Source organism: Azospirillum formosense, from assembly GCF_013340925.1.
In the GTDB taxonomy this organism is placed as follows: Bacteria; Pseudomonadota; Alphaproteobacteria; order Azospirillales; family Azospirillaceae; genus Azospirillum; species Azospirillum formosense.
The window spans coordinates 1-21,521 of record NZ_WHOR01000080.1; the positions used below are offsets into that span (position 1 = coordinate 1).

General features: G+C 67.5%; 17 protein-coding genes. 6 read left to right on the plus strand and 11 right to left on the minus strand.

Annotated features, from left to right (window positions below; all coding sequences use genetic code 11):
* Nucleotides 1-183 precede the first annotated feature (183 nt).
* Both GBZ26_RS12730 and GBZ26_RS12740 read right to left on the minus strand, forming a co-directional pair.
* Nucleotides 184-2,550, minus strand: coding sequence for a GumC family protein (locus GBZ26_RS12730; RefSeq protein WP_343207255.1), 2,367 nt, complete (start codon nucleotides 2,548-2,550; stop codon nucleotides 184-186).
* A gap of 3 nt (nucleotides 2,551-2,553) precedes the next feature.
* Nucleotides 2,554-3,246, minus strand: coding sequence for a WecB/TagA/CpsF family glycosyltransferase (locus GBZ26_RS12740; protein ID WP_079292175.1), 693 nt, complete (start codon nucleotides 3,244-3,246; stop codon nucleotides 2,554-2,556).
* A 558-nt stretch (nucleotides 3,247-3,804) separates the two neighbouring features.
* On the opposite strand from GBZ26_RS12740, the gene GBZ26_RS12745 reads away from it, so the two are divergent.
* The gene (locus GBZ26_RS12745) at nucleotides 3,805-6,042 is read left to right on the plus strand and encodes a helicase-related protein (RefSeq protein ID WP_174439158.1); all 2,238 of its coding nucleotides are present in this window, start codon (nucleotides 3,805-3,807) and stop codon (nucleotides 6,040-6,042) included.
* A 75-nt stretch (nucleotides 6,043-6,117) separates the two neighbouring features.
* Nucleotides 6,118-7,179, plus strand: coding sequence for a GIY-YIG nuclease family protein (locus GBZ26_RS12750; protein ID WP_174439159.1), 1,062 nt, complete (start codon nucleotides 6,118-6,120; stop codon nucleotides 7,177-7,179).
* A gap of 26 nt (nucleotides 7,180-7,205) precedes the next feature.
* On the opposite strand, the gene gpmA is transcribed toward GBZ26_RS12750, so the two are convergent.
* Nucleotides 7,206-7,967 (minus strand): 2,3-diphosphoglycerate-dependent phosphoglycerate mutase, encoded by a 762-nt coding sequence (gene gpmA / locus GBZ26_RS12755; protein ID WP_174439160.1) that lies wholly within the window; start codon nucleotides 7,965-7,967, stop codon nucleotides 7,206-7,208.
* 223 nt (nucleotides 7,968-8,190) lie between these two features.
* On the opposite strand from gpmA, the gene GBZ26_RS12760 reads away from it, so the two are divergent.
* Nucleotides 8,191-8,469 (plus strand): MarR family transcriptional regulator, encoded by a 279-nt coding sequence (locus GBZ26_RS12760; protein WP_236778250.1) that lies wholly within the window; start codon nucleotides 8,191-8,193, stop codon nucleotides 8,467-8,469.
* A gap of 12 nt (nucleotides 8,470-8,481) precedes the next feature.
* On the plus strand, nucleotides 8,482-8,823 hold the full coding sequence (locus tag GBZ26_RS12765) for a hypothetical protein (protein ID WP_035678243.1): 342 nt from the start codon (nucleotides 8,482-8,484) through the stop codon (nucleotides 8,821-8,823).
* A gap of 15 nt (nucleotides 8,824-8,838) precedes the next feature.
* Here GBZ26_RS12765 and GBZ26_RS12770 read toward each other — a convergent pair whose 3' ends face one another.
* On the minus strand, nucleotides 8,839-9,036 hold the full coding sequence (locus tag GBZ26_RS12770) for a Nif11-like leader peptide family natural product precursor (protein WP_174439161.1): 198 nt from the start codon (nucleotides 9,034-9,036) through the stop codon (nucleotides 8,839-8,841).
* A gap of 206 nt (nucleotides 9,037-9,242) precedes the next feature.
* The gene (gene glgX, locus GBZ26_RS12775; protein WP_174439162.1) at nucleotides 9,243-11,528 is read right to left on the minus strand and encodes a glycogen debranching protein GlgX; all 2,286 of its coding nucleotides are present in this window, start codon (nucleotides 11,526-11,528) and stop codon (nucleotides 9,243-9,245) included.
* Between the two features lie 569 nt (nucleotides 11,529-12,097).
* Between glgX and GBZ26_RS12780 the strand changes: the two genes are divergently transcribed.
* Both GBZ26_RS12780 and GBZ26_RS12785 read left to right on the plus strand, forming a co-directional pair.
* Nucleotides 12,098-14,275 carry a hybrid sensor histidine kinase/response regulator gene (locus GBZ26_RS12780; protein ID WP_174439163.1) on the plus strand — a complete coding sequence of 726 codons (2,178 nt, stop codon included), beginning with the start codon at nucleotides 12,098-12,100 and terminating at the stop codon, nucleotides 14,273-14,275.
* A 112-nt stretch (nucleotides 14,276-14,387) separates the two neighbouring features.
* Nucleotides 14,388-15,680, plus strand: a complete 1,293-nt coding sequence (locus tag GBZ26_RS12785) for a pentapeptide repeat-containing protein (RefSeq protein WP_174439164.1) — start codon at nucleotides 14,388-14,390, stop codon at nucleotides 15,678-15,680.
* 57 nt (nucleotides 15,681-15,737) lie between these two features.
* Here the strand turns inward: GBZ26_RS12785 and GBZ26_RS12790 are convergent, their stop codons facing one another.
* From GBZ26_RS12790 to GBZ26_RS12815, 6 genes are all read right to left on the minus strand, one after another.
* Complete coding sequence (locus GBZ26_RS12790) at nucleotides 15,738-16,538, minus strand: MetQ/NlpA family ABC transporter substrate-binding protein (protein ID WP_174439165.1); 801 nt, start codon at nucleotides 16,536-16,538, stop codon at nucleotides 15,738-15,740.
* 10 nt (nucleotides 16,539-16,548) lie between these two features.
* Nucleotides 16,549-17,217 (minus strand): methionine ABC transporter permease, encoded by a 669-nt coding sequence (locus GBZ26_RS12795; RefSeq protein WP_109072323.1) that lies wholly within the window; start codon nucleotides 17,215-17,217, stop codon nucleotides 16,549-16,551.
* Nucleotides 17,183-18,247, minus strand: a complete 1,065-nt coding sequence (locus tag GBZ26_RS12800; protein WP_174439166.1) for a methionine ABC transporter ATP-binding protein — start codon at nucleotides 18,245-18,247, stop codon at nucleotides 17,183-17,185. Before GBZ26_RS12800 ends, GBZ26_RS12795 begins: the two co-directional genes overlap by 35 nt.
* A complete protein-coding gene (locus GBZ26_RS12805; protein WP_174439167.1) occupies nucleotides 18,244-19,914 on the minus strand; it encodes an acyl-CoA synthetase in 1,671 nt (556 codons plus the stop codon). Before GBZ26_RS12805 ends, GBZ26_RS12800 begins: the two co-directional genes overlap by 4 nt.
* A gap of 68 nt (nucleotides 19,915-19,982) precedes the next feature.
* Nucleotides 19,983-20,762: a MetQ/NlpA family ABC transporter substrate-binding protein gene (locus GBZ26_RS12810; RefSeq protein ID WP_174439168.1), complete on the minus strand. Its 780-nt coding sequence runs from the start codon at nucleotides 20,760-20,762 to the stop codon at nucleotides 19,983-19,985.
* Nucleotides 20,763-20,833: 71 nt separating this feature from the next.
* Nucleotides 20,834-21,034, minus strand: coding sequence for a hypothetical protein (locus GBZ26_RS12815; RefSeq protein WP_014198188.1), 201 nt, complete (start codon nucleotides 21,032-21,034; stop codon nucleotides 20,834-20,836).
* Between the last annotated feature and the right edge of the window lie 487 nt (nucleotides 21,035-21,521).

A 21,521-nucleotide genomic window follows, 5' to 3' on the forward strand; every position in this document is an offset into this window, starting at 1 on the left:
AGGGGGGGAGGGATTGGGAAGAAAGTTAAGAGCCCCCACGGGGGGGGGGAGGGGGGGGGACGGGGGGGGTGGGGGGGGGGGGGGGTGGGGGCCGCCGAGGATAAGGCTGTGATCCTCGCGGTACCTTCACCCGCCCGCTTCGCGGGCCCCCTCTCCCGGGACGGGAGAGGGAGGAGACGTCGCTTACGGCGCGGCGCGCAGGGTCTGGTCGCCGTAGTATTTCCGCGTGGCGACGTAGCTGTTGTACGGACCCTGGTAGCCCTTGCTGGCGGCTTTCTTCAGGTTCACGTCGGTCATCACGCAGACGAACTTGCTGTGGTCGATCGGCCCCAGGTCTGCCACCGCGTCGAGGTCGCTCGCCGTGGTGTGGCCCCAGCGGGTGACGAACAGCACCTTGGAGGCGGCGCCGCAGACGATGCGGGCGTCCGACACGGCCAGCGCCGGGGCGGTGTCGAACACCACCAGATCGAAGCTGGGCGACAGGCCGGCCATCAGCTGCACCAGGCTGTCGACGTTGAAGCGGTCCAGCGTCATCGGGTTCAGCTTGCCCGCCGGAACCATGGCGAAGGGCACGTCGTCGGAGGTGTGGACGATCTCGTCCAGCGTGGCGTCACCGGCGATCCAGTCCGACAGGCCCTTCTTGGTGGACAGGTCGAACAGCCCCTCCATGCGGGAGCGGCGGAAGTCGGTGTCCACCACCACCACCCGGCGGCCGGCCTGGCTGGCGACCTGGGCGACGGCCAGCGTCAGCGAGGTCTTGCCGTCCTGCGGGCGGGCCGAGGTCACCGCCAGAGCGCCGACCGGACCGAGATCCGACAGGTGGTTGCGGAACAGGGCGCGCAGGGATTCGCTGAACAGCGAGAAGGGGTGGCGCTGGAAGATCTTGTAGAGCCGGCCCTTGGCCCCGCGGTCGCTGTGGTGCGGCACGATGTGGACGGTGCCGACGCCCAGGATGCGGCGCACGGCGTCCGGGGTGTGGATGCGGCGCTGGAGAAGCTCCAGACCGAAGACGCTGAAGATGGCGAGCGCGAGGGCGGCGACGAAGCCGGCCAGCAGCAGGAGGACGCGGAAGGGACCCGACGGCTCGTGCGGCACCTGCGGCGCGGAGACCAGCTTGACGGCGGCCGGGAAGGCGCGGCTGTCCTTCTGGGCCTCGACCTCTTCCAGACGGCCCAGCAGGCTGTCGAGAAGCTGGCGCTTGGCGGTCGCCTCGGATTCCAGGGTGCGCAGCGGGATGGCCTGCTCCTGCATGGTGGCGTAGCTGCCCTCCATGCGGGTGATCATGGTGCGGAGCGCCGTCTCCTGCTCGACCGCGACCTGGGCGGCCTCGCGGACGCCGTTGATCTCGCGGCGGATTTCCTGCTGGAGCGAGGAGTTGGCTTCGTTCAGGCGGCCCTGCAGCTCGACGATGCGCGGGTGCTTCGGACCGTACTGGCGGGAGAGCTGGGCCATTTCCGTGGAGATGGCGGCGACCGTGGCGCGGAGCTGGGCGACGACCGGGGAGGCGATGCTGCCGCCGATGGCGTTCCAGTTGCCGGCCTTCAGGTTGCGCTCCAGCGTGTCGGCCTGGGCGACCGAGCGGGCGCGGATGGCCGAGGCCTCGCTCAGGCGCAGGCGGGTCTGCTCAAGCTCGTTCTGGGCCATCAGGCCGGTGCCGCCCTTCAGCAGGCCGCCCTTGACGCGCGCCTCCTCGACCTTGGCGTCGGCCTCGGCCACCTCCTTGCGCAGCAGGACGATGCGGTCCTGCAGCCAGGAGATCGCGCTGGTCGACAGGTCGCGGTCCATCTGCTGGCGGGTTTCCATGTAGCGGCGGACGATGCCGTCCACCACGTCGCGGCTGAGCTGCGGCTCCTTGGAGGTGAAGCGCACCTGGATCACGCGCGACCGGCCGACGATGGCGACGTCGAGCTTGCGGTGGATGCGCGCGATGATCTGGTCGTTGCCCAGCGCCGCGTGCGCCTCGCGCGCCCGGATGTCCTGCGCCACCTCGTCACCGTGGCTCAGCAGCCAGGCGACCGGGGCCGGCGGGGCGCCGTCCCAGAAGCGGTCGGCGAGACCGCGGCCGTAGGCCACCGCGCGCTCGACGAGCGGGAGCGTCTCGTCCTCCTGCGCCGGCGGGTTGAATTCCGGATGCTGGGCGAGCTGGAGATCGTTCACCACCTGGTTCAGCACCTGGGGCGACTTCAGGATCTCGATCTCGCTCAGGATCGCCGCGTCCTCGGTGGGGATCGCGCCCACCACCTGCTCGACCTCGCGGACGACGCGGACCTGCCGGTTGTCGACCAGCAGAAGGGCTTCGGAGGTGTACTGGTCCTTGAGCGTGGAGACGCCCAGAGCCGACAGGCCGGTCAGCACCACCACGATGGCCGCGATCAGCCACTTGTGGCTGCCCAGCACGCGCAGGATGAAGCGGAAGTCGGGACCCATGGACGGGGTCTGGGATTCGAACTCGCTGCGCCGGGACGGGCCGGGGGCGGCGGGCCATGCCGGAACCGGAGCCGGCGGACCGCCGTGATGGCCGCCATGATTGACTTGGGGCAGATTTTCCACGTCTCAAAGCTCCTTATGCATGGGCGCTGGTGCTGGGGCGCTGGACGAACGCATGGCGGCACGGCGCATAAGCATGACGGTGTGGGCGAAGCCGAAAGCGCCGACGCAATAGCGGCGAAACAGACGGCGGGGCTCCTGGACCAACCGGAACGCCCATTCCAGCCCGATGCGCTGGACGGCGGCGGGGGCCCGGGTGAAGCGCCCGGCGAGGAAATCGATGATGGCGCCGCCGTTGACGATCAGCACCTTATGATCCAGCGCGCGCTTGAGCTGCACCGCGACCTCCTCCTGGCGGGGCATGCCCATGGCCAGGATGATGACGTCGGGCTCAATCTCCCGCGCACGGGCGATGTAATGCTCCACGGAATGGAACCCGTGCTGGGCATCGACATAGTCGTGCGGGGTCCGCTCCTTCAGCCGCTCGATCCCCTCGTCCAGCCAGGGCGCCGCGGTGCCGTAGACGGCGACCCGCCGGGGCGACAGGTGGCGGAGGAGAAGCGGGATGAAGTCGGTCCCGTTCATGTTCAGCCCGACCGGCTGGTCGAGCCACGGCAGGGCCGTCTCCAGCGCCACCCCGTCCCGCAACAGGACGTCGGAGGCGCGGAAGGCCGACCACGCGGCGGAGGACCCCGCGCAGAGGTTCACGCCGTGAGCGTTGAGGAACGACAGGATGGTCGGTCGCTCGACGGCTGACAATGTCTTTATCAATGCATGGCGCTCGTCCTCGCAAGAAATACACCGTATTCTCTCGATCAGTGCCAGGACGTCACGAGGGGTCGGCATGCACATCTCCTAACCAAATCTGCGAAGCGACGACGGTTACGTTGTCTCTGGAACGATGATGCCCGACGGTTTGCGGTGCAGTAAGACGATATTGCTTGCTAACACTTTCGATTGGTGGCAGCCGGTGAAACCGTTACCGGGTACCCCTTTCGACACAGCCGCCGAACAACAGGGAATGATGTGGCTGGCACCGCCCCTTTTTCGCAGCGGTGGGATGGGAGAGGGGCGAGTTCAGGCGAATTAGCCCGGCCACGCCGGGGGAACCCCTGAATCGGCTTGCCCTATCCTATGGCTCCGACCATATAGGTACGCCCGTGGGGTGCCGGTGTGCAGAATAGGGGGTGGGCGTCCGCCTCGCGGCACGGCACTGTTCGAGGTTCGGCAAAGCCCCCTCAAGACCGCCAGTCCCAACCAGTTCCTTGAATCCCCAGGCCGATCTCTCCGGGGGCGGCGACGGAAGAAGACCAGTCCATGAGCAACGACGAAACCACCCCCCGCCAACCGGGCACCGCCGACGAGTTCGACCGCCGCGACGCGCTGCGCGCCATCGCCGCGGTGGTGCGCGGCGACGGGATCGAGGTGGACGCCGACAGCACCCCGGCCCGCTGGTCGGTCGCCGTCGTCCATGAGGTGGTCGTTCCCGGAACCGACCGGAAGCTGAAGCTGCGGTTCCGCGTGGCGCTCGGCCCGCTGCCCGACATCGAGGCGGAGCTGTGGGGCCTGATGACCGCGGAGGAGGGCTTCGGCCGGCCCCAGGCGAAGGCGCTGGGCAAGCGGGTCAAGGCCGCCTGCCTGTCCTCCGCCGCCATCGAGAAGGCGCGCGGCCGGGTGGACGGCTGGTTCGCCTCCATGGCGCAGCGCGCCAACGGCTTCGGCGAGGCGTGGCGGCCCAAGGGCTTCGCCGACGAGCTGGGCCGGGTGATCGGCTTCGGCGGGCGCATTCCGCGCCTGCAGACCCTGCTGGACGCGCTGGAGGAGGCTTTCTCCACCGCCGCCGCCCGCGCCGGCCTGAAGGTCCGGCGGGAGCGGCTGGAGAACGCCTCCGGCCTCGGCGTCTATCTCGACAGCTTCGCCACGGCCCGCGCCATGGTGCGCAAGCTGCGGCTGTTCGTCGGCCCGACCAACTCCGGCAAGACCCACGCCGCCATGGACCGGCTGGCCGAGGCGCAGAGCGGCTGCTACCTCGCCCCGCTGCGCCTGCTGGCGCTGGAAGGGCAGGAAGCGCTGGAGACGCGCGGGCGCCCCTGCAGCCTGGTGACCGGCGAGGAGCGCGACGTGCGGCCCGGCGCCTCCTTCACCTCCTCGACCATCGAGATGGTCAACACGTCCAAGGTCTGGGGCGCCTGCGTCATCGACGAGATCCAGATGATCGGCGACCCCGATCGCGGCTGGGCCTGGACCCAGGCGGTGGCCGGCGTGGCCGCCCCGGAAATCCTGATGACCGGCTCCGCCGACGCCATCCCCTACGTGCAGCGCCTCGCCACCGCGCTGGGGGAGGAGCTGGAGGTCGTGGAGTTCACCCGCAAGTCGCCGCTGCGCGTGCAGGAGGAGCGGGTGCCGCTGGAAAATGTCCGCCGCGGCGACGCGGTGATCGCCTTCTCGCGCAAGGACGTGATGGGACTGCGGCGCGAGCTGCTGGCCCGCGACCACACGGTGGCGGTAATCTACGGCGCCCTGTCGCCGGAGGTACGGCGGGCCGAGGCGCGGCGCTTCCGCGACGGCACGGCGGACGTGCTGGTGGCGACCGACGCCATCGGCATGGGGCTGAACCTGCCGGTCGCCCGCGTCGTCCTGTCGACCACCCGCAAGTACGACGGGCGGGAGGAGCGCGACCTCAACTCCTCCGAAATCCGCCAGATCGGCGGGCGGGCGGGACGCTTCGGCATGCACGAGGAAGGCCGCGTCGCGGTGCTGGAGGGGGAGAACATCAACCCGGTGCGCCGGGCGCTGACCACCCCGCCGGTCCCGCCCGAGGACCCGCGGGCCTGGATCAGCCCCAACCTGACCCACGTCGAGGCCATCGCGCGGGAGCTGGACACCGACAGCCTCGCCAAGGTGCTGCGCACGGCGGGGCAGGAGCTGCTGCGCGCCAACCAGACCTTCCGCATGACCGACCTGGAGCAGCGCATCCAGGCCGCCGCAGCGGTGGACCGGGCGAAGCTGCCGCTGGCGGTGCGCGACATGCTGGCGCGCTGCCCCATCGACGTGCGCGACCAGAACAACCTGCGCCTGCTGGCGCTGTGGGCAACCAACCAGGGCAAGGGGATGCGCAACTCCGCCCCCGACGCCGCCGAGCGCTTCCACCACCGCGTGGGCACCGACGTGGAGCTGGAGAAGGCGGAGCGCGCGGTGAAGGAGCTGACCGCCTACGCCTGGCTGGCCTACCGGTTCCCCGACGCCTATCCGGACATGGACCTGTGCCAGGAGCGCCGGGCCATGCTGAACGCCTTCATCGAGCGCACGCTGGCCGAACGCTCGCTGGCCCGCGCCTGCCCGGTCTGCGGCACGCGGCTGAAGGCCAACCACCGTTTCCGGGTCTGCGACAGTTGCTACGCCGGGCGCGTGGAGGACCGGCAGGGCGAGCGCCGCGGACGCCGCGACGGGACTGCGCAACCCGGTGGGCATCCGCAATTCCACCATCCCGTGCCGGGACGGAAGCGCGGAAAAGGCGGCGCCGGACACCGCGGACGCCGGACGGAAGGGACGTAGACGTCGGCCCGCAATCTCTTCCCTGCTTTCCCGGACAGGTTTCACACTCTGTCCGGCATTCCCGTCTTCTGAAGGATGACGGCCCCAAACCCGGAGGCGCAGTCGGAAGGTGGGGAGCAGAAAATGTGGAGCATATTTTACAATCTTTCTTATTCGACCACTTGCGTAGGGATGGCGCCGGACGACTTGGGCGACGGAACATTCGGCGAGGCCGCTTTGCCTGAAGAGATGGAGAGGTCAGGTATTTACGTGATTTGGAACGCCAGAAGCAGAAACCGCTACGTTGGAATTTCTAAAAATATTATGGACCGCTTTAAAGGTCGACTTGAAGTTATTACAGAGATGGGATTTGATCCAAGGGATTTAGCAAACATCTGTATTTTTTGGGGAGATGTCTATGTGTGGAATGATGATTTAAAAATATTCAGGTCATCTCTGGAATTGTTTAATGGTCGACACAATATGGAGAATTATGAGGAAAGGCCTTGCGGTAAATGTAGTAATTCCAATTGTCAAATCAGGAAGCCGTCGATGATCAACCAGTCATCGATGTTCAACCAGTCATCGATGTTCAACCAGTCATCGATGTTCAACCAGTCGTCGATGTTCAGCCAGCCATCGATGTTCAGCCACCCGTCGATAAATTTCGGGTTAGGTAATATTTATGATAATAAATCTTGGTGCATACCTGAGTTTGACAATAGGAATATTGTGCTCGTCTCCAATAGATCGTTGAAAGCTAACCTAGTGGAATCATCTAATAGTGACAGAAATATGGCTGTCGAGAGCCCGGTGAGTAACAGCTGGTTTGGAAACAACCATAATAATATATCCTCAGGCCCTCTTCAGTTGCCAAATAATTCAGTGACGAATACAATTGCTCTGGCAGAGCCATCCCCTTCCAAGGTTGGCGAGGTCGATCTAGAAAAGTTGCTGATTCGCTACTTCCTGATAAAATTTGGAGACGGCGGCAGTGTATCGAACAATCAAAAGGCGAAAGGGCAATACAAAAATGAAACCGGGAAAGACGTCATGGTATACGTGAAGTGGAACGCTAAGTACACCATCGGCGACAAGTCTGGCTCCGCCTCTTTCGGTATTGACGCGGCCACTTGGAATGCCAACACAAATTGGTAAGGCGGTTCCGATAGACGGAGTTGCGTTCACGCCGCTGCGATGCCGCTGCGCCCCACATCGTCGCGCCCGCCCCAGGTGATCTCTTCCACCGCCCCGCCTTCGGTCAGGAAATAGCGGCGCAGCGGGACCAGATCGGCGCCAAGTTCGTAGACCAGGGGGCGGCTGGTGGGGATCTCGAACAGGGGGATGTCCTGGTCGGGCACCTTGTCGAGATGCTTGACGAGGCCGCGCAGGCTGTTGCCGTGGGCGGACACCAGCACCCTTGCGCCCAGCCGCAGGGCCGGGCAGATGCCCTCCTCCCAGAAGGGGATCACCCGGTCCGTGGTGTCCTTCAGGCTCTCACCGCGCGGAAGGTTCGCACGGCCGATCCCGGCGTAGCGCCGGTCCGACACCGCGGAGCACGGGTCCTCGGGCTCGACCGGCGGGGGCGGGACGTCCCAACTCCGCCGCCATAGGAAGACCTGATCGGCGCCGTGGCGGGCCGCCGTCTCCGTCTTGTTCAGCCCCTGGAGCGCGCCGTAGTGGCGCTCGTTCAGGCGCCAGTGCTTGTGCACCGGCAGCCACATCCGGTCCATCTCCTCCAGAACGATGTCGAGTGTCTTGATCGCCCGCTTCAGGACGGAGGTGAAGGCCACGTCGAAATCGAACCCGGCCTGCTTCAGCAGACCGGCGGCATGGCGGGTCTCGGCCACCCCCTGTTCGGTCAGATCGACGTCGGTCCAGCCGGTGAACAGATCCGAGCGGTTCCAGACGCTCTGACCGTGCCGCAGCAGCACGAGCCGATGCATGGATCTTCTCCTCACGTGACGGTGTCTCCTTCCGGGAACGGGACGCGGGGGAAAGGGTTCCGGCCGGGACGTCGCAAATGGCGCGGCTTTGTGTCAATTTGGAAACGCGCGAGACACATTCGGACAACAAATGCGGGGTAACCTGCGGAGCAGGCGAAATTATCCGCCCGGCGTCTGCGCAGCCGGACTGCGACGCCGAGCCAACTTGCGTTCCGAGGCCGCCATGCAGCATCATGACCTCCTCTCCAGGACCGTTTCGACCGATCGGGACATCACCCTGGAGGCGCTTCGTGTGTTCACCTACCTGAGCCGGCGGCTCCATTTCGACCGTCCCGTGCCGGTGCTCCAGTCCGAACTGGCTGATGCGCTCGGCATGCAGCGGCCCAACGTCAACCGGGCCATCAAGCTGCTGGAAACCAAGCAGATTCTTCTGCGGGATTCCAAACTGGGGCGTGCGATCACGTTCCGGCTGAACCCGGAACTGGAGGGCGGCCGGGCCTGAAACTGGTCCGGAATGATTTTCGAAACGCGTCACCTTGTCTTCACGAACTCGGCCCTCAAGAAAGCCTTCGGCTGGTACCAGAAGGTGCCGAATCAAACCGATCTTCCGTTGGGCCTGATCGCCTCCGTCGTTCCGAAATCGGACGGGGGCGTGGTGGTCATGGTGCAGCAGGGGGCCGCGAAGGTGCGGGACGTCGCCTTCATGCCCAGCAAGACGCTCGGCATTCTCCTGCTGTTCTGCCGCCGTCAGAAAATTCCCATTCCCCGCGACGCCGATAAGGACATCTTCCCATCCGACGACGGGATCATGCTGACGATCCGCGGCAGTTGCAGCACCACCGCACCGCCGCCGTGACCCTCCCGCGCGCTTTCAGTCGGACCCGCAGCCGTCGGCCCGGGCCACGGCCAGGGGAATGTCCGCCTCGGTGAAGCGGTAGCCATGGCCGGCGGCGAAATCCACCAGATCGCCGAGCGTCAGAAGACCGCGCGACGCCCGCCGCAGCGCCGCGCGCAGAGCCGGGTCGGCCTCGGTCGCGACCAGGAATCGGATGTAGTCGCCGTGACACATGCCCAGACCCCCCCTGGAATCGGTGCGGCTGTCCCTGGCCCCGGAAAGCGCGGCCAATGCGGCGTTGCGCCCACAAGCAATGGTCCGAGGCGGACAGTCCGAATTCTCAATATCGTCGATTTGCCTAAAATTATAGATAAAAGTGATCGGGGAACGGTGCGGCGTCCTGCCGCACCGTTCCTTCATGGCTTATCCTGACCCGGCGATCACTCGCCCGGCTGCTGCACCGCCTCGGCGGGGCTGGCGCCCGACGCGATGCTGTCCGGCGTGATCGCCGCCACCGGCTCGCCCGGCCCCGAGGCGGCGCGCAGGGCCCGCGCGGCGGCCTTCAGTCCGATGTCGGAGTGGCGGTCGGGCATCAGTTCGAACAGCAGCAGGGAACGCCCGTTGACCGGGATCTCGTCGCCGGTCTGGGCGGTGGCGACTTCCAACCGGTCGGGTTCCGTGGTGTCCACCAGCGTCAGCCAGCGGCTGCCGCCGGCGACCTCCGGCAGCTTGAAGGGCACCACGTCGTGGTAGGCGTTGATGATCAGCAGCAGCGTGGCGTCCGACGCCACCTTCTTGATACCAGTGGCCTGCGCCCGCCCGTCGAGCAGCATGCCCAGGCAACGCGCCATGGGGTCCTGCCACTGCTCGGTCGTCTTCTCCTCGCCGGCGGGGGTGATCCAGGTGAGGTCCTTCACCTCCAGGTCGGGGTTGTAGGCGCCGGTGAAGAAACGCCCGCGCCGCAGCAGCGGGTGGCTCTGCCGCAGCCCGATCAGGTGGCGGACGAAGTCGGTCAGCGCCCAGCCCTCGTCGCTGACGCCCTCCCAGTCGATCCAACTGATCTCGTTATCCTGGCAATAGGCGTTGTTGTTGCCGTTCTGGCTGCGCGCGAACTCGTCGCCGGCCAGGATCATCGGCGTGCCCTGGGACAGCAGCAGCGTGGCCAGCAGGTTGCGCATCTGGCGGAAGCGCAGGGCGTTGATCTCCGGATCGTCGGTCGGTCCCTCCGCCCCGTGGTTCCAGGAGATGTTGTGCGAATGGCCGTCGCGGTTGTCCTCGCCGTTGGCGTCGTTGTGCTTGTCGTTGTAGGCGACGAGGTCGTGCAGCGTGAAGCCGTCATGGGCGGTGACGAAGTTGACGCTGGCCCAGGGCTTGCGGCCCCGCCGGTTGAACACGTCCGCCGAGGCGGCCATGCGGGTGGCCAGTTCGGGCAGCTTGCCCTCGTCGCCCTTCCAGTAGGAGCGCACGGTGTCGCGGAACTTGTCGTTCCACTCCGCCCAGCCCGGCGGGAAGCCGCCGACCTGATAGCCGCCGGGGCCGCAGTCCCACGGCTCGGCGATCAGCTTGACGCGCGACAGCACCGGGTCCTGGCGGCAGGCGTCGAGGAAGCCGCCGCTGTGGTCGAAGCCGTAGGTCTCCCGCGCCAGGATGGTGGCGAGGTCGAAGCGGAAGCCGTCCACATGCATCTCGGTCACCCAGTAACGCAAGGAATCGGTGACCATCTGGAGGACGCGCGCATGCACGAGGTTCAGCGTGTTGCCCGTGCCGGTGTCGTTGATGTAGTAGCGCGGGTCCGGCGCCAGCCGGTAATAGGAGGCGTTGTCGATGCCCTTGAAGGAGAGCGTCGGCCCCATCTCGTTGCCTTCGGCGGTGTGGTTGTAGACGACGTCGAGGATGACCTCGATCCCGGCGTCGTGCAGGCGGGCGACCATCTCCTTGAACTCGTGGATCGCCCCGGTCGCCATGTAGCGCGGGTCGGGCGCGAAGAAGGAGATGCTGTTGTAGCCCCAGTAGTTGCGCAGCCCCTTTTCCAGCAGGTAGCGGTCGTCGACGAAGGCGTGGACCGGCAGAAGCTCCACGGCCGTGACGCCCAGCGAGCGGATGTACTCCACCACCTCCTGCTGGGCGAGGCCGGCGAAGGTGCCGCGGTACTGCGGCGGCACCGCCGGGTGCCGCATGGTGTAGCCGCGCACGTGGGTCTCGTAGAAGATCGACTTCTCCCAAGGGATCGCCGGGTGGCGGTCGTGGCCCCAGGTGAAGGCCGGGTCGATCACCACGCATTTCGGCATGCCGGGGGCGCTGTCGCGCCGGTCGAAGGACAGGTCGCCGCGCGGCGAGCCGACGCGGTAGCCGAAATGCGCGTCCGACCAGCGCAGCGGCCCGACCATATGCTTGGCGTAGGGGTCGAGCAGCAGCTTGTTCGGGTTGAAGCGGTGGCCCGCCTTCGGATCGTACGGTCCGTGCACGCGGTAGCCGTAGACGGTGCCGGGCCGTGCGTCCGGCAGATAGCCGTGCCACACCTCGTCGGTGTATTCGGGCAGCTCGATCCGTTCCAACTCGCGGCGCCCCTCCTGGTCGAACAGGCACAGCTCCACCTTTGTGGCGTTGGCGGAAAACAGCGCGAAGTTGACGCCCAGCCCGTCCCATGTGGCGCCGAGCGGGTAGGGCAGACCCTCCCGGATGCGGGACTGGCGGAAAACCTTGGGAGCGAACGGCGGCTTCTTCACGGTTGAACCTCAGTGTGGGCGCGTTGCGGCATGAAGCAGCACAGGAACGCGCAAGCCGCCCCGGTGATCCCGTCATCGGCGCAATTTCCGATGTTTGCCGACGCTTCAACTCCTGGCCGAACCATTTCGTGCCACCTCACCCAAAGAGTGGGTTCGGTATGAGTATGGTCATAGTCGTCATGGCAGGTCGCGCCGATTACTATCGCGTGCTATCATCGGTTCCTGACAATAAAGGCAAATAAACTTCTGGGGGATGTCCGGGAGCTTTCCGACAAAAGGCCAAAGAAGCGGGTATAACGCAAATGACAACTTTCGCTGTGCCACGCCGTCACCGTTTTTTTGTGCTGAAGACGTGGCGGGTTCAATGATCGGCAGGCGTGAAGACCAAGCCCCTCCGGCCTTTCGGGCTCAAGAGAGATTTCCTGTCCGACAATCCGCGGACCATTGAGTCCGCTCTCCACACTCCGGTCATCGCCCCAGGCGCCGACTTCGCCGGTGCCTGGCGGCATCGTGCATTCGGCGGACCGGCGACGCCGCTCCCGAACCGCCTCACCAAGACACCCCCGCCCATGATCCGGCTTTCGGTCAACGCCCTGCTCAGTTTCCATCCGAAGGCCATCCTGACGGCCATCGTCCTGGCGATGACCTTGCTGGGCGGCGCGGCCTGGGGGGCGCTGTCGCTGGTCGATTACGTCAACACGCTCGACCGGGCCGAACGCGGCACCCGGCAGGCCGCGGCCTTTCTCGAAGGCCACGCCGACGCGGTGCTGGACGGCGGCGCCGCCGCTCTGGAGCGGGTGGCCGACCGGCTGGGGGGAGGCCGGCTGGGGGGAGGCGAGCTCGCATCGCTTTCCGACAGCGCTTTGGGCGGCGCCCTGGGCGAGGCGCTGGCGGGGTCCCGGTTCGGCGTGCTGTCCATCCTGGACGCCGAAGGCCGGACGGTGTTCGGCCCCTCCATCGAACCGGACGGCGGCACCGCCGGCGTCCTCCAGGGCACGGACGGCGGGCTGGAGCTTCTGCATGGGCAGGTGGACGGGCGGGACTCCATCCTGATGGTCCGCCGCATCCTGGGGCACGGGCGCGCCGTGGAGGGCGCGGCCCTGCTGGCGCTTCCGTCCTCCAGCCTGCACACGGTTCTCGATGTCTTCAGCGACGGGCGGCACAGCGTCGCCGGCCTGTTCCGCCTGGACGGCACGCGGCTGGCCGGCTTCGGAGGCGCCGGGATCGGCCCGCTGCCCGCGCTGGTACCGGGGGCGGAAAGCGGCGAGGGCGACTGGACCATTGGCGGTCAGGGCGGCGGAGAAGGCGTGGTCATCGGCCTGAAGCGCATGCGCGACTTTCCGGCGGTGGCGGCGGTGGCCCTGCCGCGTGCCGTCGTTCTGGAGCCGTGGAGCAGCCGCCTGCAGCATGGCTTCATGATGGTCGGCGTCAGCGTCGTCGCGCTGTTCGGGCTCGGCGCGCTGGGTTGGGCCAGCCTGCGGCGCGAGGCGGCGGCGCGCGACGCCCTGCGCGACGCCAACGCCCGGCTGGAGCAGCGGGTGGAGGAGCGCACCGCCGACCTGCGCTCCCTGAACCAGAAGCTGGTCCGCGCCCTGGCCGAGAAGGAACGTGCCAATCAGGCCAAGGCCCGCTTCCTGTCGGCGGCCAACCACGACCTGCGCCAGCCCTTCCAGGCGTTGCGCCTGTTCCACCATCTCCTGATGGAGCGGCTGAAGGAATCGCGCGAGCGGTCCATCGCCGAGAAGATGGGCGAGGCGCTGGACAGTGGCGAGAAGCTGCTGCACGCGCTTCTGGAGGTCGCCACGCTCGACGCCGGGGTGGTCCGCCCGAACATCGCCGAGGTGTCCATCGCCACCGTCCTGGACGGCGTGGTGGCGGAGTTCCGGGGGCTGGCGGCGGACAAGCGCCTTGATTTGCGGGTGCGCGGCTGCACCGCCATGGTGCGCACCGACGCCACCCTGCTGACCCGGATGCTGGGGGATCTGCTGCGCAACGCCATCGCCTACACGCCGGCGGGCGGGGTGGTGGTCGGCTGCCGGCGGCGCGGCCAATGGCTGCGCATCGAGGTGTGGGACACCGGCCCGGGCATCGCGGCGGAGCATCTGGACGCCATCTTCGAGGACTTCGTGCAGCTGGGCAACCCGGAGCGCGACCGCCGCCGCGGCTTGGGGTTGGGGCTGCCCAAGGTGCGCCGCAAGGCCGCGCTGCTGGGCCACGCGGTGGAGGTTCGCTCGCGGCCGGGCCAGGGGTCGGTCTTCTCCGTCATGGTTCCGCTGGCCGCCAGCGAATCGCGGACCGACGCGGCGGTTCCGGCCCCCGCCGGCCAGACGGAGAATCCGGCGGCACGCCTGATCCTGATCGTGGAGGACGACCCGGTGCAGAGCGCCGGAATGCAACTCCTTCTGGAAAGCTGGGGGCACGACGTTCTGGTGGCGGCGGACGGGCCGGCGGCTCTGGCGACGCTACGCGCCGCGCCGCGCTGTCCGGACGTGATCCTGTCGGATTTCCGACTGCCCGGACCGTTGACCGGGGCCGAGACCGTCACCCGCGCGGCGGAGCAGGAAGGACGGCCCATTCCCGGCATCATCCTGACCGGCGACACCGGCCCCGAACGCATCCGCGAGGCGGTGGCCGCGGGGTGCCGCCTGCTGCACAAGCCCGTCACCCCCGACGTGCTGCGCGACGCGCTGAACGCCTTGGGAACCGAGCGCGTGCCGGTGCGGCAAAGCCAGTCATCCGCGGCGTGAAGGTCGAAGGGCGCTTTTCCCGGCCGGAAAAGCACCCCATTGTGGGTTGCATTAATCATTCGTGAAGGCTGCGAAGGGTATTCTGAAACCGTGATCGGAGGCGAACACGGCTATGCAGCAGCGTCCTCTCACCCGTCTGGATCAGGTCCAGCTCGACGCGGTGGTGCGCCGGCACGAGATGTTCCGGAACGCCCGCATCGGCGGGGCGCGGGCGACGTTGTCCTTTTTCGACCTGAGCGGGCTGGACCTTACGGGGCGTGACCTCGCCCACGCCGACTTCGTCGGAGCCAGCCTGCGCGGCGCCAATCTGGCCGGGGCGCGGCTGGACTGCGCGTCGATGTTCGCCACCGACCTGCGCCTGACCAATCTGGAGAACGCCAGCCTGATCAAGACCGACCTGCGCGGGGCCTGCCTGCGCGGGGCCATCCTGATCGGCGCCAACCTGTTCGAGGCCGACCTGCGCGACGGCTCGCTGGCGGAAAAGGACCGCGACGGCAGCCTGCGCGTCATCCGGGTGGAGGGCCAGCCGACGGAAGCGTCGGGGGCGGACCTGTCCGGCGCCAACCTGACCAACGCCCGGCTGTCCGGGGCCATGGCGATCCACACCGACTTCACCGACGCGCTGATGCGCGGGTGCAAGCTGGTGCGCGCCACCATGCGCGGGGCCAACTTCACCGGGTCGAACCTGGAAGGGGCCGACCTGTCGGGGGCGGACCTGCGCGGCGCCTGCCTGCGCGGCGCGGTGCTGACCGGCGCCACCATGGTCATGACGGAACTGGCCGACGCCGACCTGGAGGACGCCCTGACCGACGATCCGGTGGGCCGCGTCGTCGCCGAACTCGGGCGCCCGCTGGACGAGCTTCTGCACGAGCACATCCGCTGGGTCGGGTCCAGCGGGGCGGAGGGAACGGCGCTCGACCTGTCGGGTTTCGACCTGCGGCACGCCCCGTCGCTGGCCCACACCTGCCTGACCATGCTGCGGGCGGTCGGGGCGACCCTGTACGGGCTGGACCTGACCAGCGTGCAGCTTCAGGCCGCGGTGCTGGAGAAGGGCGACCTGCGCCTCGCCAAGCTGATCAACGGCGACCTGCGCGGCGTGAACCTGCGCCTTGCCAAACTGAACAACGCCGACCTGCGCAAGGCCAACCTGCGCCCGCTCTATTTCGACGAGAAGCGGTCGATGGCTTCCGACCTGTCGGGCGCGCGGCTGCGTTACGCCGACTTGCGCGGCGCCTGCCTGCGCGAGGTGAATCTCGCGGGCGCCGACCTGTCCTTCGCCAACCTGTCCGGCTGCGACCTGACGAACACGGACCTGACCAACGCCCGCATGTTCGGGGCGAAGGTGGACCTGCGCTCGCTGTCCGACGGGGCGATTCTCGACGGTGTGGCGGGGCTCAAGCTTTAAGGAAAAAGGCCCTTCCTCCGGCGGGAGGAAGGGCCTTTCTCGCGGAACCGGCGGCGATTACCAGGCCGGAACCACGGCGCCCTTGAAGCGGTCGAGGATGAACTGCTTCACCTCGTCGCTCTGGTAGACCTTCACCAGCGTGGCGACCCACGGCTTGTCCTGGTCGACCTTGCGGACGGCGATGACGTTGGCGTAGGGGCTCTCGCTGGCTTCGCGGGCGATGGCGTCCTTGTTCGGGTCAAGGCCGGATTCCATGGCGAAGTTGGTGTTGATGACCGCCACGGTCACGTCGTCCAGCGAGCGCGGGAGCTGGGCGGCGTCCAGCTCCAGGATCTGGAGCTTCTTCGGATTCTCGGAGATGTCGAGCGGCGAGGCCTTCAGGCCGGCGCTCTCCTTCACCTTCAGCAGCCCCTTGGCCTGGAGCAGCAGCAGCGCGCGGCCGCCGTTGGTCGGGTCGTTGGGGATGGAGACCTTGGCGCCGTCGGGCAGCTCGTCGAGGCTCTTCACCTTCTTGGAATAGACGCCCATCGGGAAGATCACCGTCTTGGCGACGCTGACCAGCTCATAGCCGCGGTCCTTCACCTGGTTGTCCAGGTAGGGCTGGTGCTGGAAGGAGTTGGCGTTCAGGTCGCCCTGGGCCAGCGCCTGGTTCGGGATGACGTAGTCGGAGAACTCCAGAACCGTCAGGTCGAGGCCCTCCTTGGCGGCCAGCGGCTTCACCTTCTCCAGGATCTGGCCATGCGGGCCGGGGGTGACGCCGATCTTCAGGGCTTCGGCCGACGCGCCGACGGCGGTCGCCAGGGTCGCGATGCCGGCCACCAGACCAAAGGCCGCGCCGAGCACACGGGTACGGAACATCTCCAACTCCTCAGGACTTCAGGTTGCGTTTGTTGACGCGGCGGGCGATCCAGTCGCCCGTCGATTGAACGATCTGCACCAGCACGATCAGCACGACGACCACGGCCAGCATCACCTCCGGCAGGAAGCGCTGGTAGCCGTAGCGGATGCCGAGGTCGCCCAGCCCGCCGCCGCCGACCGCACCGACCATGGCCGAATAGCCGATCAGGCTGACCACCGACAGCGTCAGGCCCAGCGCGATGGCGGGCATCGCCTCCGGCAGCAGGACCTTGCGGATGATCTGGAAGGGCGTGGCGCCCATGGACTGCGCCGCCTCGATCAGGCCGCGGTCCACCTCGCGCACGGCGCCCTCGACGATGCGGGCGATGAAGGGCACGGCGGCGACCGTCAGCGGCACGATGGCCGCGGCGGTGCCGATGGAGGTGCCGGCGATCAGCCGGGTGAAGGGGATGATCGCCACCACCAGGATGATGAAGGGGGTGGAGCGCGTCATGTTCACCAGCACGCCGGCGATCCGGTTGAAGGCGAGATTCTGCAGCAGCTCCCCCCGGCCGGTGACGGCCAGGAGCACGCCCAGCGGAAGGCCCAGCGCCGTGCCCAGAAGGCCCGACACCGCCACCATGTAGAGCGTGTCGAGAAGCGCCTTAAACAGCAGCGCGTAGATTTCCGGGGACAGCATGACCGAGCACCTCGACACCGAGCTTGTTGACGTTCAGGAGGCTGATGGCCGCCTCGATGGACTGCGGGTTGCCGATGGCCTCCACCACCAGCGTTCCGAAGGGCGCGCCCTGGATCTCGTCGATCTGGCCGTGCCAGATGTTCAGGTCCAGGTTCAGCTTGCGGCTGATCGCGCTGATCACCGGGGAGGTCGCGCGCTCGCCGGTGAAGGTGATGCGCAGCACCATGTTCGACCCCGGCACCGGCGTGGCCGACAGGCGGGCGCGCAGACTGTCCGGGATGCCGCGGTTGATGACCGGATCGACGAAGGTCGTCGTCGTCTCGTGCTTGGGGTGCGCGAAGATGTCGAAGACCGGCCCCTGCTCGATGACCCGCCCGTTCTCCATCACCGCCACCTTGTGGCAGATCTCCTTGATGACGGCGATCTCGTGGGTGATGAGGACGATGGTCAGCCCCAGCCGCTTGTTGATGTCGGCCAGCAGGTGGAGGATCTGGGTCGTCGTCTCGGGGTCCAGCGCGGAGGTCGCCTCGTCCGACAGCAGCACCTTGGGCTTGCTGGCCAGCGCGCGGGCGATGCCGACGCGCTGCTTCTGCCCGCCCGACAGCTCCGCCGGGTAGCGGTCGCGCTTGTCGGTGAGGCCGACGAGGTCGAGCAGCGGCTCCACCGTTTCGCGGATCTGCGCCTTCGCCACCCCGGCCAGCTCCAGCGGCAGGGCGACGTTGTCGAACACCGTGCGCGAGGACAGCAGGTTGAAGTGCTGGAAGATCATGCCGATGCTGTGCCGCGCCGCGCGCAGCTCGCGCGGCGACAGGGCGGTGACGTCCACCCCGTCGACCAGCACGCGGCCCGACGTCGGCTTCTCCAGCAGGTTCACGGTGCGCAGCAGCGTGGATTTGCCGGCGCCCGAACGCCCGATGATGCCGTAGATCTCGCCGCGCCCGATGGTGAGGTCGATGTCGGCGAGCGCCTGGACCGGCTGGCCGGTGCCGCGGGACGGGTAGGTTTTCTGAAGCTGTTCGAAGGTTATCATACGCTCTTGGCCTCCCGACGTGCGCCCAGATCGCGGGCGGCGTCGCGCAGGACGGTCTTCTGGATTTTACCGGTCGATGTCTTCGGCAGATCGCTGAACACGACGGTGCGGGGCACCTTGTAGTGCGCAATGCGGTCGCGGCACCATTGAATTATGTCGGACTCAGAGGGGCGCGCCGCGCCGGGCTTCACCGTGACGAAGGCGCAGGGGCTCTCGCCCCAACGGTCGTCGGGGCGGGCGACCACGGCGGCCTCCAGAACGGCGGGATGCCGGTACAACGCCTCCTCCACCTCCAGGGACGAGATGTTCTCGCCGCCGGATATGATGATGTCCTTGCTGCGGTCCTTGACCTCGATATAGCCGTCGGGATGCAGCACGCCCAGGTCCCCGGTGCGGAACCAGCCGTCCTTCAGCGCCTCCCTGGTCGCCGCGGGATTCTTCAGATAGCCCTTCATCACCGTGTTGCCGCGCAGCGCGATCTCGCCGATGGTCTGGGCGTCGGCGGGGACCGGCCGGCCGCTCTCGCGGTCGAGCACGGTGGCGTCCTCCACCGCGACGTGGTTCACCCCCTGCCGCGCGAATTGCAGGGCCAGCCCGTCGGCGTCGAGATCCTCCCAGCCGTCCTGCGGGGCGCAGACGGTGGCCGGGCCGTAGCATTCGGTCAGCCCGTACATGTGCACCACCTCGAAGCCCAGCGCCGCCATGCCGGCCAGCACGGCGGACGGCGGAGCGGCGCCGCCGGTTCCCACGATCACCGGACGGGGCACGCTCCGGCGGACCGTCTCCGGGGCGTGGATCAGCATGTTCAGCACGATCGGCGCGCCGCAGAGATGGGTGACGCCCAGCTCGGCGATGGCGTCGAAGATCGCCGCCGGCTCCACCCGGCGCAGGCAGACATGGGTGCCGCCCGCGGCGGTGACCGCCCAGCTGTAGGTCCAGCCGTTGCAGTGGAACATCGGCAGCGTCCACAGGAAGACGCTCTCGGGCCGGACGTTCAGGGTGAATGCGTTGCCCAGCGCGTTCAGATAGGCGCCGCGGTGGTGGTAGACGACGCCCTTCGGATTGCCGGTGGTGCCGCTGGTGTAGTTGAGCGCGATGGCCTGCCACTCGTCGTCCGGCCCGCGCCAGGGGGCGGGGGCGGCGGCGGCGAGGAAGTCCTCATACTCCACGGCACCCAGCGACGGGGCGTCGGGCACCTGCTCGTCGGCGATCTCCACCACCGTGACGGGGCGCTCCGTCCGGGCGAGCGCGGCCTTGGCGACTGGCGACAGCTCGCGGTCGACGATCAGGAGCGTCGTCTCGCTGTGGTCCAGGATGAAGGCGATGGCCGCGGCGTCCAGCCGCGTGTTCAGCGCGTTCAGGACCGCGCCGGCCAGCGGCACCGCGTAATGGGCCTCCAGCAGCGCCGGGACGTTGGGCGCCAGCACCGACACCGTGTCGCCGCGCCTCACCCCGGCCCGCAGCAGCGCCCCGGCGAAGCGCCGCACGCGGTCGTGGAACTCGGCGTAGGTGATGGTGCGGCGGCCGTGGCGGATGGCCGGCTTGTCCGGATAGACCTTCGCCGCGCGTTTCAGGAAGCTGAGCGGGCTGAGCGGGACATGGTTCGCGGGGTCGGGGGCGAGGCCGCGGTCATAGATCGAGGCGGTGCGGCTGAACGGGCCGGTCATGACGGAGCTTCCTGAAAAGAAAGGCCCCTCTCCCCTTCAGCCGGGGAGAGGGGATGGACAGAGGGCAATCACCAGGTCGGGATGATGGTGCCGTTGAAGCGCGTGTTGATGAAGTCCCGTACCTCGGCGGAGCGGTACAGCTCGATGAAGCGCTTGATCGCCGGGTCCTCGGCGCGGTCCTTGCGGACGGCCCAGACGAGGTGCCATTTCGACTGGTCGTCCTCCAGAACCAGGGCGGTCTTGGGGGTCAGCCCGGCCAGGACCGCGTAGTTCAGCGTGATGACCGAGGCGTCGACGTCGTCCAGAGAGCGCGGAAGCTGGGCCGCGTCCAGTTCCACCAGCTTGATCTTCTTCGGGTTGGACGCGATGTCGGCGATGGAGGTGTTCAGGCCCGCCCCGTCCTTCAGCCCGATCACCCCGGCCTTGGCCAGCAGGAACAGCGCGCGGGCGCCGTTGGTCGGGTCGTTGGGGATGGAGACGCTGGCCCCTTCCTTCAGGTCGGCCAGCGACTGGACCTTCTTCGCGTAGATGCCCATGGGCACGACGATGCTCTTGGCGACCGGCACGATGTCGTAGCCGCGCTGCTTGATCTGGTTGTCGAGGAAGGGCTGGTGCTGGAAGTTGTTGGCGTCGATGTCGCCGGACTGGAGCGCGGCGTTGGGCATGTTCCAGTCGGTGAACTCGATCACCTCCGCTTTCAGGCCCTCCTTGGCGGCGATCTTCGCCGTGTATTCCAGGATCTCGCCATAGGGGCCGGCGGACACGCCGAGCTTCAGGGCGGCGGCGCCGGCGCCAGTGGAGACGGTGAGCAGGGTGGCGACGGCAATGGACGTCAGAAAGGCTTTCACGGAGCGGGTCCTCTATGCACGGTGTGGAATGGCTTGGTCGGGCGATGGAAGTGTGTGAAATGCGGACGCGATCAGCGCCGCCGCACGCCGGAGCGCCGGGCCGCCAACTGCTTGGCGGCGCGCTCGGCCTGTCCGACGTTGCGAAAGGTCTTGCGGTCCAGGTCCTTGAAGGACCAGTCGGACACGAAGAAGGTGAATCCGCCCTGGCCGGCGACGACGATGCCGGCGGACCGGCCCTGGACTTCGATGGCGTAAGCGTTGGAGGTGCTCATGGCGACGTTCTCCCTCGGCCCGCGGCGCTGCGGCGCGCGGGCTTCATGCGGATCGGATGCTGGACTGGACGGGTCGGCGCGCTGGGGTCAGCGGCGACAGCAGGCGTTGCGCATTCGGCAACACAGGCCCGTCACGGTGCCGGTCCGATCGGCGGAAGAGGAGGGGAGGGTCATCATGGTCATTCCGGTCACTCCTGTCAGAGTTCCACGACCGGTATCGTGGCGCTTTAGCGTTTGGTGACGCGGCGCAAGCTGGCGATCAAATTGCCGCGGGGCGCCCCCCTTGGGCGTCCGAAGATTTATCTACAATGTCGATGGGCATTCAGTCAAGGCGGAAAATGCGAGAGATGGTGTGAAAATACATATTCCACATCATTATTTAGTTTTAACGCTCGCCGCGGTCCATCGACGCGGCCCTTGCCCCCACCCCGGCCCTCCCCCGTTTTGCAGGGGAGGGCCGGGGCGTGGCAGTCGCGGGACTCAGACC

What these genes read in the sequence shown, in the direction of transcription:
- GBZ26_RS12745 (WP_174439158.1), top strand. Translation starts at nt 3,805, where the DNA reads ATGAGCAACGACGAAACCACCCCCCGCCAACCGGGCACCGCCGACGAG.
- gpmA (WP_174439160.1), bottom strand. Translation starts at nt 7,967, where the DNA reads ATGCATCGGCTCGTGCTGCTGCGGCACGGTCAGAGCGTCTGGAACCGC.
- GBZ26_RS12770 (WP_174439161.1), bottom strand. Translation starts at nt 9,036, where the DNA reads ATGTGTCACGGCGACTACATCCGATTCCTGGTCGCGACCGAGGCCGAC.
- GBZ26_RS12805 (WP_174439167.1), bottom strand. Translation starts at nt 19,914, where the DNA reads ATGACCGGCCCGTTCAGCCGCACCGCCTCGATCTATGACCGCGGCCTC.
- GBZ26_RS12750 (WP_174439159.1), top strand. Translation starts at nt 6,118, where the DNA reads ATGACGGCCCCAAACCCGGAGGCGCAGTCGGAAGGTGGGGAGCAGAAA.
- GBZ26_RS12760 (WP_236778250.1), top strand. Translation starts at nt 8,191, where the DNA reads ATGCAGCATCATGACCTCCTCTCCAGGACCGTTTCGACCGATCGGGAC.
- GBZ26_RS12815 (WP_014198188.1), bottom strand. Translation starts at nt 21,034, where the DNA reads ATGAGCACCTCCAACGCTTACGCCATCGAAGTCCAGGGCCGGTCCGCC.
- GBZ26_RS12795 (WP_109072323.1), bottom strand. Translation starts at nt 17,217, where the DNA reads ATGCTGTCCCCGGAAATCTACGCGCTGCTGTTTAAGGCGCTTCTCGAC.
- GBZ26_RS12800 (WP_174439166.1), bottom strand. Translation starts at nt 18,247, where the DNA reads ATGATAACCTTCGAACAGCTTCAGAAAACCTACCCGTCCCGCGGCACC.
- GBZ26_RS12790 (WP_174439165.1), bottom strand. Translation starts at nt 16,538, where the DNA reads ATGTTCCGTACCCGTGTGCTCGGCGCGGCCTTTGGTCTGGTGGCCGGC.
- GBZ26_RS12785 (WP_174439164.1), top strand. Translation starts at nt 14,388, where the DNA reads ATGCAGCAGCGTCCTCTCACCCGTCTGGATCAGGTCCAGCTCGACGCG.
- GBZ26_RS12780 (WP_174439163.1), top strand. Translation starts at nt 12,098, where the DNA reads ATGATCCGGCTTTCGGTCAACGCCCTGCTCAGTTTCCATCCGAAGGCC.
- GBZ26_RS12765 (WP_035678243.1), top strand. Translation starts at nt 8,482, where the DNA reads ATGATTTTCGAAACGCGTCACCTTGTCTTCACGAACTCGGCCCTCAAG.